Genomic DNA, 13,949 nt, shown 5'->3' with positions numbered 1-13,949 from the left:
AGCAACTCTAAAACGAAACTTGCCATAATGAATCTAGGAAATACTGACCAATGAAACTCTGTATCGTAACGCCTAGCGTCATCAAAGGCGATGGACAGGGGCGCGCCAACTATGAAATTGTCTGGGAAGCAATTCGGCAGGGGCATCAGGTCACTCTGCTTGCAACAAACCTGGCATCAGACCTACAGCAGCATAGCCAAGTCAACTGGGTTAATATTCCTGTTAAGGGATATCCAACTCGACTTCTCAAAGAACTGGTGTTCGCCCAACGGAGTGCTCAATGGTTGCAAACTCATCGCCAACAGTTTGATGTCGTGCAAGTTTATGGCGCTGTCACCTCAGCTTCCGGTGATATCAATACTGTTCAGTTTGTCCATAGCGCCTGGTTGCGATCGCCTTCCCACATTTCTCACATCCGTCGCGATGCCCATAGCGCTTATCAGTGGCTTTACACCGTCTTAAATGCGCATTGGGAAAAACAGGCCTTTCATCGAGCAAAACACATCATTGCTGTCTCACAACGAGTCAAGAAAGAGCTTCTGGAGGTTGGCGTTCCAGACGATCGTATTCGCGTGATTTACAACGGCGTTGATGCTGACGAATTTTCACCAGGTTCTGTCGATCGCACTCCACTCAGCTTACCCAAGCAGGTTCCCCTTGCCCTGTTTGCTGGAGACATTCGCACCAATCGCAAAAATCTTGATACGGTTCTTCAAGCGCTAGTGCAGGTGCCTGAGTTGCATCTTGCCATCGTCGGCACAACCGATGGAAGCCCTTATCCCCAATTAGCCGCGAACCTGGGACTGAGCGATCGAGTATATTTCATGGGCTACCGTCGTGATTTGCCTGAGATCATGCGAGCCGTCGATTTATTTGTCTTTCCTTCCCGATACGAACCCTTTGGCATGGTCGTGAGTGAAGCAATGGCAGCAGGATTGCCCGTTATCACAGCGATTACAACAGGAGCGGCTGAAATTGTAACGCCAGACTGCGGAATCGTCCTGTGGGATTCAGAAGACTCGACAGCGTTGGCAGAAGCACTCAGAAACCTCGCCAATGATCCTGACCTGAGAACTCGGATGGGACAAATGGGACGCACGATCGCCCAACAGCATAGCTGGAGTAGTAAAGCAAAAAGCTACGTTGATGTCTTTGAGCAAGTGGGTCAGCGATGAAAATCAGCGTCGTTATCCCAACCTATCGCCGTCCTCAAGATTTACAGCGTTGCCTGGAAGCCCTGCAACAACAAACTCGTTTAGCCGATGAGGTCTTACTCATTGTTCGAGATACCGATGCAGATACCTGGTCATGGTTGAGGGACTTTAACTGCGATCGCCTGCTGCTCCAAATTGTTACAGTGCAGGTGCCAGGAGTTGTTGCCGCTATGAATCGGGGGCTGGAAGCTGCGACAGGGGATATTATTACCTTTACGGATGATGATGCTGGCCCCCATCCAACGTGGTTAGCCAAGATTGAAGCCTGTTTTCAAGCCAGTGAGCAAATTGGGGGAGTAGGCGGTCGAGATTGGGTTTATCACGGCACAGAACTTGAAGCAGGTGCGCGTGAGATCGTGGGCAAGGTGCAGTGGTCTGGACGAGTGATTGGCAATCACCACATTGGCATTGGAGCCGCTCGCGAGGTAGATGTCCTCAAGGGAGTCAATATGAGCTTTCGCCGTACCGCAATTCAGGGGTTGTGGTTTGATTCACGAATGCGAGGAACAGGTGCCCAGGTGCATTTTGAGTTGGCATTTAGTCTGGCAGTCAGACAACGAGGTTGGCAGCTAATTTATGATCCGGCGATCGCAGTTGATCACTTTCGCGGACAGCGATTTGATGAAGATCAGCGAGATCAATTTAATGCCCTTGCATTCAGCAATGCTGTTCACAATGAGACTTTAGCGCTACTGGAGCATTTCTCTGTTCCTCAACGGCTCATATTTGTTATCTGGGCAGTCTTGATTGGGACAAGCAGCGCACCAGGCTTCCTACAGTATTTGCGATTTTTACCTAGAGGAGCTTACCTTGCTCAACAAAAACTTTTCGTATCTCTAGCAGCCCGCTGGCTTGCCTGCCAGACTTGGTGGAGTAGCTACCAACCACCTGATCTACTACATCTGCCAAAGAGTGATTCACTATGAAAGGGATGGCCAGCACGACTCCAAATCATCGCCTCAGCACTCAAGCAGCCTGGTTTGACTTTCAACCCGCCACTGCTTGGATGTCCATTCTGGTATTAATTGCATTTACTACAATGCTTGTCCTGGTTGGTGCTGGAAGCATCCTTAATGTTGCTTTTCCGACTGGAGCTTTTGTCGTTGGCTTTGTGCTGTACTATCGCGCACCCCTACTTTATGTAGGCTTTAGCTGGTGGCTCTGGTTTCTGACTCCCCTGGTTCGGCGGCTGGCAGACTATCGAAGTAGTTTTACCGATCCCAGTCCCATTCTATTAGCACCATCACTCGTCGCGCTGCTCACGTTCATCACAGTCTGGCAACATCTCCCTCGTTTGTCCCGGCGAGGTGCACTCCCCTTTGTTCTGGCTGGTGCAGGGATAGGGTATGCGTTTTGCATTGGATTGCTTAGTCGTGAACCTGTACCAGCAACACTCTCTTTTTTAGGATGGATTTTACCCATTACCTTCGGCTTCCATCTATTTGCCCATTGGCGACACTATCCAGAGTATCGGCGCAATCTGGAGCGAGTTTTTGTGTGGGCAGTCTTGGTGATGGGGGCGTATGGGGTGTATCAGTACTTCGTTGCACCAGAATGGGATCGGTTTTGGTTAATTAGCACTAAGCTAACCACGATGGGCAACCCTGAACCAATGGGGATAAGAGTTTGGAGTACGCTAAATTCTGTTGAGCCTTTTGGGGGCGTAATGGCTGGTGGGCTGCTTGTGCTATTTCACAGTAAGACTCCATTACAATTGCCCGCCGCGATCGTGGGTTATTTAAGCTTCTTGTTATCCATCATGCGCTCTGCTTGGCTCGGATGGTTCGTCGGATTACTCTCTTTAATTGCTTTGCTGCAAGGACGTGCCCAGGTTCGGATGCACGTAACTCTACTTGTAATGGCACTATGCGTTGTACCGCTTGCTATTATTGAGCCGTTCGCTGGGCTACTCAACTCTCGATTGTCAACGTTCTCTGACTTAGAGAATGACGGTAGCGCTAATGATAGAAAAGGGTTTTATGCAACTCAACTAGACGGCGCTTTAGCGAATATTACGGGAGATGGTACTGGCAGCCCTCCGATCGATAGTTCACTATTTTTGATGCTGTTAGATTTAGGTTGGGTAGGAGGACTACCTTATCTGATTGGCTTACTGTTGCTGTTACTTAAAGTTTTTCAGTCCAACGCCACTCGCATTGATCCATTTATTCGAGTCATTCAAGCGGTTGTGTTAACTGTGTTAGCACGCTTCCTGCTAAATACAGTTCTTGTTGGAGTTACTGGAATGTTGCTGTGGGGATTTTTAGGATTGGGTCTGGCAGCCATTCAGTACTATCGCAACCCATTAACATCATCTGACGTGAATCGATCTGAGGAGTCAGTTTTATGACGATTACACCCATTTCTACTTCTGTGCAGGTTCACCAATCAACTCAAGCTCACTGCAAGCCGCGTGTCCTATTTGTACTAGGCGATTTGTGGGGTGAAAATGGGATTACAGTCCATCTGCTAACACTCTCAAAAAGTCTGATAGAGCAGGGCTGGGAGGTTGCTCTAGCTTGTAACTTGGCTGCTGGTTCCAGTGAAGCGCGAGATGAAGCATTACGAGCCATTTCTCGATTTGAGGCGCAGGGGATTCAACATTTCTTCATGCCCTTCTCAAGCCTAAAGCCTACGATTCAAAACGCGACACAGGCTGTTCGGGCGTTATTTCAACTTGCTTCTGCTATCCGTCAGTTCAGTCCTGACATTGTTCATGTACATTCTCTAACGCTTTGCCCCTATGTTTATCTTATGCGGCAACTGTATGGTATTCCCTATGTATCAACCTGTCATTTACTGCCTGCCGCTGAGAGAAGTGATGTTAAGTTGAGTAGAGTATTAAGCCGTTATGTTGGCTCTATTTTTGGCGATCGCATGATTGCTATCAGTAGCGAATTACAGCAGGCTTTTGAAATAGGACTGGAGATTCCCAAGGAGAAAATCCGATTAATCTGTCATGGGGTTGATCAAAATTACTTTCGTCCTCCCACCCCAACAGAGCGTCACCAAGCACGGGAGGCGTTTGGATTAAAGCCAGAAGATTGGGTCGTCTGTCATGTGGGGCGGTTGGCTCCAGAGAAAGGCCATGCTGTTCTGACGGAAGCGATCGCCCACTTGCGGTCAGCAGGCGTTGAGATCATTGGCTTGTACGCTGGGAAAGGATACGGCAATGAGAAAGCAGCGATCGCAGCAAAGGTTACTCAGTCGGGTGTTTCTGATCTAGTCCGCTTGCTTGGCATGACTGACACTCGCCAAGTACTTTGGGCTGCGGATGCTCTAGTTCTACCAAGCCACAGTCTTGCAGAAGGATTTCCCCTAGTTATTCCTGAAGCAATGCTATGTGGAGTAGTTCCAGTTCGTACTCCGGGGCCTGGGGCATTTGACCAGATCCAAGATGGAATGAACGGATTTATTGTACCCTTCAATCAATCTGAGGAATTAGCAGCACGATTAAAGCAACTTGTTGAAGATGGTCACTTAAGGAATCAGATGGCAGAAGCAGCCGTGAAAACTGCTAACCAACAATTCACAATCCCTCACATGGTTCAGTCTACAGTTGCTCTCTACCAAGAGCTTTTGTTGAATCACATAGCTCCGTACTAGAAACTTATGCCTGCATCATTGGGTTTGCTCTATTGCCTTAGTTGCGAATTCAAAGCTAGAGAGGAAGTTCGATTTGATCCCAGTACCTTAAATTGAGGTGCAGTCGAAACGATCTACTACTTCTTTCTTCAAAAGCTACCATTTCTGCAATTTTACTTACCTTGCAGCGTCGATTTCACCTTCAAAAAACTATGACTGTAGACACAACAACACTGGAAAGGGAAAACACGGTTAATGAAGCTGCGAGACTTCTTTTAGTAGCATTAGAGTGGTCTCCCAACATTGCAGGTGGGTTAAATCGCTATGTGTATGAGTTAGTTCAGCAACTTGCTGCCAAAAACGATCAGGTTGAGTTGTGTGGTTTAGAGTTGCCAGCCACGCTAACAAATTCATCGATTATGATGACTAATCTTGCTGTTTCCAAGCAGCCTCTACTACATCGGTTATGGTCTGCTCGGCAACAATTTTCTCAAAGATCTCTACATCGCCCTCACGCCATTAACTTGCATTTTGCCCTCTACAGCTTTCCAATTCTGGAAAAACTGCCCAAAGATGTTCCAGTTACGTTTACTTTTCATGGGCCTTGGGCAATGGAGAGTGCCCAACAACAGAACTTGAAATACTACTTTCAATGCTGGTTAGAACAACAAGTTTATAACCGCAGCGATCGCTTCATTGTTTTGAGTAAAGCCTTTGGTCAATTGCTGCATGAAACCTATCGCGTTCCGTGGGAGAAGATTCACATTATTCCAGGCGGTGTTAATACCACAACGTTTCAGCCCAATCTTTCTCGTCAGGCGGCCCGCGCTAAATTAAACTGGCACCCCGATCGCAAGATTTTGTTTACGCCTCGTCGTCTTGTCCAACGGATGGGACTACCGCAACTACTAAAAGCAATGGTTCGCGTTAAGCAAGCGGTGCCAGAAGTGTGGTTAGCGATCGCGGGAAAAGGACACCTGCGCGACCCCCTAGAACAACAAGTGCAGGCATTGGGGTTAAGCAATCATGTTCAACTCTTGGGGTACATCCCGGATGATTTATTACCTATTGCTTATCAGGCGGCGGATTTGACTGTAGTTCCCAGTCAGAGCTTAGAAGGGTTTGGTTTAATTCTCGTTGAGTCTCTAGCCTGTGGCACTCCAGCAATGTGTACGCCTGTGGGAGGAATGCCTGAAGTTTTAGCTCCTTTGAGTCCAGATCTAGTCACCCTAACGCCAGAAGCAGACGAAATTGCCGATCACATTATTGATCTACTAACAGGTGCCTTGTCATTGCCCACGCGGGAGGAGTGTCGGGAGTATGCTTGTAATCGGTTTGATTGGCAAACGATCGCGCCCCAAGTTCGCACTGTGTTACTAAGTTAAACAGCGATGAAAATTCTGTTTCTAGACCAGACGGGCAATTTAGGAGGTGCAGAACTGTGTCTTCTCGACATTGCTAAATACTATGGGGATGCTTGTTTGGTGGGATTGTTTACCGATGGTGTTTTCCGACAGCGATTGGAGCAAGCCAAGATTCCGGTACGAGTCTTGTCTGAGCAGTCACTCAAGGTTCGTAAAGATAGCAGTTTCCTGCATAGTCTGGGGAGTTTTTGGCGGCTGGTGCCTTTGATTCAGCAAGTCATCTACCTGAGCCAGGATTATGATCTCATCTATGCTAATACCCAGAAAGCGCTAGTTGTGGGAGCGATCGCTAGTTACTTCGGCTGTCGTCCTCTGGTGTATCACCTGCACGATATTCTGTCACAGGAACACTTTAGCCGATCGAATCTTCGTCTCGCGGTGACACTTGCCAATCAATTTGCTTCACGAATCATTGCCAACTCCCAAGCAACACAGCAGGCATTTGTAGCAGCAGGGGGACGAGCAGAGTTAACCACTGTCGTGTACAACGGGTTTGCACTAGAATCTGATGTAGCACCCTCCATGAACTCTTCTGAGCAGATCAGTGTTGAGCGTCCCGCAGCATTGGAGAACTTAAAGCACGCAGGCAAATTTGTTGTAGGTCATTTTAGTCGGCTCGCTCCTTGGAAAGGACAGCACATTCTGCTAACGGCGCTCACCCACTGTCCAGAGGAGGTGATGGCGATCTTTGTGGGGGATGCACTGTTTGGCGAAGAGGCATACGTGCAACAATTGCACCAACAAGTAAAACAGTTGGGACTACAACAGCGGGTACAATTTTTGGGATTTCAGACGAATATCTCTGCTCTGATGACGGCTTGTGATCTAATTACCCATACCTCAACAGCACCAGAACCATTTGGACGAGTGATTGTAGAGGCAATGTTGTGTAGGCGACCTGTTATAGCGGCAGCAGCAGGAGGCGCGATCGAGCTAATCACCCACAACCAAACAGGCTGGTTGACTCCGCCAGGAGATTCCTTGCAGTTGGCAGCAGCGATTCAAAACTGTCGAGATCACCCAGATCACAGTCAGACGATCGCAGTTCACGCCCAACAAGTCGCTCGACAGCGCTTTCACCTAACCGTCACAAATCAACAAATTGCTCAACTTCTACAACAGATCCCGCAGCGATCGACTTCTCAAGTGACGATGGAGTGATTAGGGGATGTAAGGGCTTCACGTCAGTCTCAGCAAAATGTCTAATTCTAGTTCCATAGAGTGCTGATTATTAGTGATTGCTTTTTATACGATTGCTTTATTTTAGAAAGTTTCGCATAATACAAAGAGTTGGCAGGAATCTACTAGGGTTTCTTTCCTGATAATTCAAGGTAATGGCTAGGAGAAAGGGTGCAGGGCTACTTTTTCCAGTTTTTAAGCTTCTCAAAAATTCTTGAGAGGATATGGCTCTCAGAACGATCCTAGCGCGATGTGCTTTAGACTCATGCCGTCCTTTTCGAGAGAGCTAGGAACGGGAGCATCCCAATTGTGCAAACTCTCGGATTTCCCTCCTCACGAAGTGGGGCGAGAGCCTCGCCAGCCCGTCTCTCCAGGGAGAAGGGAGTCAGATCTCTTGCTCCTTGGGGCTGCCGTGTACACACAAGTTGATCGATCTGTCATTGCTGAGACCCTTCGCCCCCTAAATCCCCCAAAAATGGGGAACTTTGAGCCGTCGTCATGGCTTTGAACTTTGGAAATCTTTCCTTGGTCAAAGTCCCCCAGCATGGGGGATTTAGGGGGCTGAAGCCGCCTGAAACGAAGCGACAACGACTTGTGTGTACACGGTTGCTCCCTGGGGAGAGGGTGAGGGCAGAAAGACTGGGCTACACAATTGGGATGCTCCCGCCAGGAACTTCAACGGGAGGCTATCTACAAGTCGATTCCCCCAACCCCCAAAGGAGGCTTAAAGAAGTCGCACATCGGTGCATCGTCTCTATTGCATCTACGGAATTTCTGTACCAGATTTCCTTGGCTTTAAGATCAGGAGTTTTAGATGGAAGTAGAAATGCTCATTGAGTTGATACAGGCTGATATTGGCACAGTGGGTTGTTTACAACAGTCCGCTCCCCCTCGTAAATTTAGACCCTACTGGCGACCTGAGATAGACAACACCCTCCGCAAGCAATTGGGCTGTGTTAGTTCCGAGGAAGTCAAACTCGTAGACCGTCCCTTGATGATACGTGGCGAAGCACTGAGCTACCACAATCTCTACCATTTTGAAGTTAGTTGTTTAGACCGCATTGTGATCAGCAATCAAAGGGTAAGCGGAATTCATGGATTTTATTCTTCTATGTTTTGTGATGTTCCGATCGAGGCTGAGTATGCAGGTGTTTTGGATGAGGCAAGAGTTGCAGTACATGAGTGGCTGACTCGACCTGCTTTCTACAACACCTTAAAGTTAATCAACTGGAGCATTTGGCTTGTTTGGCATGGGATCAATCCGATAGCGGTGATTTTGCGCCACGCTGAGAGCCTTGGTCGCTTTGTGCGAAAGTATGGCTGCTCGATCGTCGAAGTTGCGCCAAAACTTTGTTGTCTCTACAGCAACGGCAAGCGGACTGCAAAGCGTAAATAAAGCAATCTTGTACAGGAAGGGCAGGTACGGTAACTATTGCAACAACGGTTATTTGTTAGATCGAAGCAAGCCACAGACTGGGGCGATCGCGATTCAAGCTTTTTTGATTACACATCCAGGCGACCCAAGCATCCATTTTACTGTAAGTCTTCGTTACTGATAGCGGACTTGATAACTCTAGCAGGACAATTACCTGCCAATAGCAGCACTGTGTTTTTGGCGATAAATTTAAGGCTAGGACGGGCTTGCTGGTTTTTCTCAGACGTTACGTAAACACTCGGAGAGTGACGTTCTTCAAACTGTCATATTGTATTAACCTCCGGTGAAGATGTTAGTTTCACTGTTCGTCCCTCTGCGATAACACGTACAATGATGGAGGGATTAAAAGAACATGTTGGGTGCGTGATCCTAGAAATTCTACTGGGGCTTTCTGGAGTTTATCAAATCTACCAGCGGTGCATTGCCAGGCTACCAAAAATTGGCAGGTCTTAGACTCAACTCACAAGCTGACTCCTTAGTTGCGATGTGTTTGGTCTGGTGTTTTCCCTAACATTCACCTGTGCTATGAATATCATCACACATTACATGCAGGTAGCCTGCCTGGTTTAGTCTGAACGGCTCAACTCAAAACAACTGTACACATTGGTAGGTAACAACGATTATGAATCTCAAGCAAACTTTCTTTGCAGCAGCAGCAGTTGCAGCAACGGTAACGGTCGGAACAGTAGCCGTGTCTCCTGCTCAAGCAGCCTCAATCTCCCCAGGCAGCACCATTAATTTGTCGTCTCCAGGCGTGACAGGTGGTGGTGTAACTTTGAGTGGCAACGCCCTAAACTTCTTCAGCCTTACCAATCCCCTCAATAATGCGATTTCTGGTCAAGGGATTGGTGTTGATGGGGGCAACACAGGCAGCTTTTTGAATGCTAACATTGCTAGTGTTCTTGTGTCTCCTTTGCCTAGCATTAAAGATCTAGCCTTAACTGGTAGTGCACCAACACTCACCTTCAATGGTTTGATCTCTAACTTCATCTCGGGTCTAGACCTTTCTCTAGGTGGTTTAAGGACCACACCCGTATTCTTCGATCTGACTCAGTTCATTTACAACACTGGTAATGGAGACGCTACTGTTGCTGGTATTTTCAGAACTAGTACGTCTTCGATCGCTGCGACAGGTCTTTTCACCTCCCAACTCCCTGGGGTTACTCGCAGCAGCTACTCTCTATCTCTGACCGCTGTTCCCACCCCTGCTTTACTGCCAGGTCTTTTGGCGCTAGGTGCCGGGGTGCTGCGGAAGCGGAAACAGCAAGCTGTAGAAGTAGAAACCGAAGCCTAATCAGAATAGGTAGAACTCTCATCGGCTCAAGTTGATGGGGGTTGATCTGCCTTACTTTCTTGGGGGACTAGAGTTGAAAGCTTCCTTCTAACAGGAGAAGACTGTAACTCAAAATCCCCCTTTCTACCCACGCTAGATTGTAATCTTAGCTCCGGTTTCGCAATCCAGTTGTTGAATCATTTATCAGATACGTCTTGTATCCCTCTCTTTGGTATCGTCAGCCTCTTTCAGGTGTCTTATGGCTAGTATGACTTCTCTCTCTGCTCAAGGTAGTACCAGTTCCTATGGTGCCAAATCGCTTTGTCGGTTAGTCGGGGCCGCTTGTCTCGCAGGCTTCCTCATCGATATGCTGGTGCTGGCAGTTCCACCTAATGTCACCTCGATCGAGTGGCGCATCGGCTTCCTACAACAGATGAGCGATCGCAGCATCATTTTGCTCTTTGGTTTAGCCCTATTGATGTATGGCATTCTAGACCTACGTCTCTGGCGAAAACGGCTTGCCCTAACTTGCCTGGTAGTAGGAGGAATTTTTACCCTGTCTAGCATTCTGGTAATTCGCGATAGCCTGGTATTTCAGCAACTCGCCTTCACGAATATCAGCAACCAGGCCGCTCAGGTCAGAACGCAATTAGATAAACTTCAAGAAAATCCGTCTGCGGCTCCCAACCTCAAGCCAGAACAGCTTAAACAAGTGCCTCAACTCCTCGATCGCCAGGTCGAATCTCTTAAGCAGAACGCTCAATCCTCCGTCATTCGCACAGGCATTGCTAGCGTCGGCAACCTGGTCGTCGTGGGGATTGCTTTAATTGGTTTAGGTCAATTTGGAATCCGGTCTACTAGAAACTAATTGCTCCCCGTCTTAGTCCCCCCTTATGCAATGGCAAACGATCGTCCGCAATGGGCCAAAGCTGCTGAAGTATAGTATCAAGACTCCTCACCACTGCATTGTGACCTTTGGTGTACTGGTAGGAGCCTGTTACTTCCCGACCTGGTTCAGCATTCTCTGGAGAAGCACCCTCAACGGATCACCCAGTGTCTTATTGAATGCTGCCTTTATTTACTTGGGTGTACAGCACCTTTGGCAACAACGATCTCGAATCAAACAACTTAGAGCGGCTGAAGACGATCGAGTCATCGGGTATCTCATGATTTTGGGAGGAGCAGGCTTCTTTCCATTCTGTCGCTTTTCATCTTCGCTAGAAGCCTTCATTTGCATGTTAGTGCTTGTGGGAATTGTCTTGAGTACCTGGGGCAGCGCTTTTTTGCTCAAATATCGACTTCCCGCTGTTTTACTACTAGCTAGTTTGTACGCTGATTATGTGTATTTGAGTAGTACAGTTTGGCGACTTTTGACTCCTCTCAACATGCTAGAAAACGGTATGGCCTGGTTTGCAGGTCTGGCGCTCAGGGCGATCGGGCAACCCGCTGTTTCTCTTAATGACACTATCACGCTTCCGACAGGTGGTGTACAGGTGTTAGGGGGTTGTAGTGGATTTGATATGGCAATTACGCTGGCATTCACTGGGTTAGTCTTGGGGTTGTTTCTCAAACTAAACTGGCTGAGAACTATTGGTTTGATTGGATTTGGAATCACATTAGCCTTGCTGACAAACATTCCTCGCATTGTGCTGCTGACCTTTGCATCCGTCTACTGGGGCAAGGCTTCATTTGAGTTTTGGCATGGGCCGATCGGGGGACAGATTTTCTCTGGGGTTCTGTTCACGCTCTACTACTACTTGATTATGTGGATGTTGCAACTACAGCCCCGTAAGTCGCGTTCTTGATTCCCCAATGACTAACTTAACAATCGTTACTCTGCAACTTGGCTGACTTTTTCCCTCTTTTTGGGGCAGGAGGAAATTCAAGGTGTCAGCCCTGACGAGGACGCATTAAACGATCGAGATTAGACAAGTGTCTGGTGAAGGTTAGAAGTTAGCCTTAATTCTCAACATTGCCTTTGGGGATATCTCTCAAAAGCTGGTGGCGATTCTCTTACTTTATTCTCTTACTTTAGTCAGGCACCGAGGCGGCGGAACAGCGCTAACATTTGATTTCAAACACATTCACATAGATCAAATGTCGTCCCAATTGAACCGCAATCCAGAGAGCATTGAAGCTCAGAACGCCACTTTGTTCGATCGTACATTTCGAGATGATCAGGGCAACATCGTGATTGCTCAGATGCCCAATTTGCCGCTTTTGGTTGGGTTGACCGCAACTTTACTTCAAGTCGTGATTCCCAACGGCACTCTTCACACAGGATTAGATTTAGTCGCGTTTGGTGCTCTATTTACCTGGGCATGGCAAGAGCTACTTGAGGGAGTAAACTATTTCCGTCAGGCACTCGGTCTGGTCGCGCTAGTGGGTTTAGTGGTGCTTAAACTTAATGTTCTCTAACCGGGAATCTCTGAAGTAACATTGTTAGTGCTTTTTCCCAACTCTAGGGAACCTGCATAATACAAGCATGGTACTGAGCCTTTGTCGATTTGATGAAGTCTTTTCGCTCTGTTGTTTGGCGGTTTTGCCCCCAAGCTGCCAATTTTGAGGGGCTTTAACATCGGTCGAGCTACAAAATTCTTCCGAACGCCAAACATCTGCATAATAATTCCAATTTACCCAAGTTTTGTGCGTTAACCAGTCCCTTCAACTGTCGCTGTTAACAATCGTAGTCCGTTGCGCTGCACTGTTTCGATTCTGGCTTGCTGTTGGCAGAGGGGATTGTCTGGGTCAAATCGGTGCATCGATAACAGTCGTCTTTGTGAAAGGTGCCTTTGCTCGTTGCCATTTTGCCGCCGCACAATAAGAAGCTGGCACTGCTTGCTGTTCTCAAGCGTCAAATTCGCCTCGCTTATCTCAAAGACACCCGCAAACCTCACAAGCCGAGCTATGGGGGGCTGTTCTCAACCGATAGCGCGCGATGTCAAAAAGCTGGACTTCCATTTCAATGCCAATTAATTTAGAAATGTGCTCTTAGTGCACGAAGGTGGACTTTGTTCTGATAGCCGCGTTGCCGAAGGCACTTGCGAAGCTAACATTGATCGCCAGGTATTCAGGCAGGAAGTCTACTGTAAAGTCTTTAATGTGTGACCAGCGGTAGGCAGTGTTGTAGAGAAGTTGCCGCCACCCAAGCATCCTGGCTTGAAGTAATCTATTATGCGCTTTGTCGATTAGCGCAGGCTTTAATGCCGTCTTGATCGCGAGAGCTTGGAGAAAGTTTATTGGGGTTAGAGGTTAGACAACTCATCTCCGAGATGAGTCTTAAATAAGTTGTCTAACCTTCGGGCTGAGTCGCACAAAGATTTGAATCTAAAGCGACGAGTTGTAGTGGAGCTGACGGGAGTCGAACCCGTGTCCAAATTGGGTATTAGTACCCCGATCGTTCACAGGTTTAGCTTTTCTGATCCTCAAGCGGGAACTGTTCATTATCCCGAACAGTGGGATTCTCTAGTATTGTCTTAGCTAGAAAACCGACCAGAGGCGATCGTCTAGAGCAACCGTTGGGGTTTGTCTACGATCCTTAACGGTGTCAAACCGTAGACGCTCGAACCTATGAGAGGTTTTTGTTAGGCAACTGCTGCTGCTTTACGAGCAAAGGGTACAATGTTGTTCGCATGTACTGTGTTTTGAGCCTGTATTTACGAGAGTGGACTCCCTCTCGACCTGCATCACGTGGTAGCGTTCGCCAACCTGTCGAAACCGTTACAGCCCCGTGCGTTCTCTCATTATAGCGTGAGATTGTGGCCGTGGTAAATGGTTTCTAAAATTGAGCCACTCCCCCGGCTGAAGCACGGGGGATTCTGGCTAGGAGTTGGGTACAG

12 protein-coding genes and 1 other RNA gene are annotated in these 13,949 nt (G+C 47.9%); 12 read left to right on the top strand and 1 reads right to left on the bottom strand.

Translation table 11 applies throughout. From position 1 onward, the window contains the following. Positions 1-50 precede the first annotated feature (50 nt). The 12 genes from ACJ2PR_RS20285 (at position 51) to ACJ2PR_RS20230 (ending at position 13,091) form a co-directional block, all read left to right on the top strand. The gene (locus ACJ2PR_RS20285; RefSeq protein ID WP_446878321.1) at positions 51-1,175 is read left to right on the top strand and encodes a glycosyltransferase family 4 protein; all 1,125 of its coding nucleotides are present in this window, start codon (positions 51-53) and stop codon (positions 1,173-1,175) included. Further along, positions 1,172-2,140: a glycosyltransferase family 2 protein gene (locus ACJ2PR_RS20280; RefSeq protein ID WP_446878320.1), complete on the top strand. Its 969-nt coding sequence runs from the start codon at positions 1,172-1,174 to the stop codon at positions 2,138-2,140. The genes ACJ2PR_RS20285 and ACJ2PR_RS20280 overlap by 4 nt, the downstream gene beginning before the upstream one ends. After that, positions 2,137-3,564: an O-antigen ligase domain-containing protein gene (locus ACJ2PR_RS20275; protein ID WP_446878319.1), complete on the top strand. Its 1,428-nt coding sequence runs from the start codon at positions 2,137-2,139 to the stop codon at positions 3,562-3,564. Before ACJ2PR_RS20280 ends, ACJ2PR_RS20275 begins: the two co-directional genes overlap by 4 nt. After that, positions 3,561-4,820, top strand: a complete 1,260-nt coding sequence (locus tag ACJ2PR_RS20270) for a glycosyltransferase family 4 protein (protein WP_446878318.1) — start codon at positions 3,561-3,563, stop codon at positions 4,818-4,820. The genes ACJ2PR_RS20275 and ACJ2PR_RS20270 overlap by 4 nt, the downstream gene beginning before the upstream one ends. A gap of 191 nt (positions 4,821-5,011) precedes the next feature. Further along, positions 5,012-6,184 (top strand): glycosyltransferase family 4 protein, encoded by a 1,173-nt coding sequence (locus tag ACJ2PR_RS20265; RefSeq protein WP_446878317.1) that lies wholly within the window; start codon positions 5,012-5,014, stop codon positions 6,182-6,184. Positions 6,185-6,190: 6 nt separating this feature from the next. Then, positions 6,191-7,384, top strand: a complete 1,194-nt coding sequence (locus ACJ2PR_RS20260; protein WP_446878316.1) for a glycosyltransferase — start codon at positions 6,191-6,193, stop codon at positions 7,382-7,384. Between the two features lie 832 nt (positions 7,385-8,216). Continuing rightward, a complete protein-coding gene (locus ACJ2PR_RS20255; protein ID WP_446878315.1) occupies positions 8,217-8,798 on the top strand; it encodes a hypothetical protein in 582 nt (193 codons plus the stop codon). Positions 8,799-9,459: 661 nt separating this feature from the next. After that, positions 9,460-10,131, top strand: coding sequence for a PTPA-CTERM sorting domain-containing protein (locus tag ACJ2PR_RS20250; protein ID WP_446878314.1), 672 nt, complete (start codon positions 9,460-9,462; stop codon positions 10,129-10,131). 238 nt (positions 10,132-10,369) lie between these two features. Then, positions 10,370-10,978: an HpsJ-like protein, cyanoexosortase C-associated gene (hpsJ-C, locus tag ACJ2PR_RS20245; protein ID WP_446878313.1), complete on the top strand. Its 609-nt coding sequence runs from the start codon at positions 10,370-10,372 to the stop codon at positions 10,976-10,978. A 25-nt stretch (positions 10,979-11,003) separates the two neighbouring features. Then, positions 11,004-11,915 carry a cyanoexosortase C gene (crtC, locus tag ACJ2PR_RS20240; protein ID WP_446878312.1) on the top strand — a complete coding sequence of 304 codons (912 nt, stop codon included), beginning with the start codon at positions 11,004-11,006 and terminating at the stop codon, positions 11,913-11,915. 292 nt (positions 11,916-12,207) lie between these two features. Further along, the gene (locus ACJ2PR_RS20235; RefSeq protein WP_446878311.1) at positions 12,208-12,528 is read left to right on the top strand and encodes a hypothetical protein; all 321 of its coding nucleotides are present in this window, start codon (positions 12,208-12,210) and stop codon (positions 12,526-12,528) included. 368 nt (positions 12,529-12,896) lie between these two features. Further along, positions 12,897-13,091 carry a hypothetical protein gene (locus ACJ2PR_RS20230; protein ID WP_446878310.1) on the top strand — a complete coding sequence of 65 codons (195 nt, stop codon included), beginning with the start codon at positions 12,897-12,899 and terminating at the stop codon, positions 13,089-13,091. A 362-nt stretch (positions 13,092-13,453) separates the two neighbouring features. Here ACJ2PR_RS20230 and ssrA read toward each other — a convergent pair. Further along, positions 13,454-13,840: a transfer-messenger RNA gene (gene ssrA / locus ACJ2PR_RS20225) on the bottom strand. Positions 13,841-13,949: the final 109 nt, after the last annotated feature.

Source organism: Phormidesmis sp. 146-33 (assembly GCF_052939515.1).
Note: the sequence above shows the minus strand (reverse complement) of the source record. Positions and strands in the feature narration are given on the sequence as shown.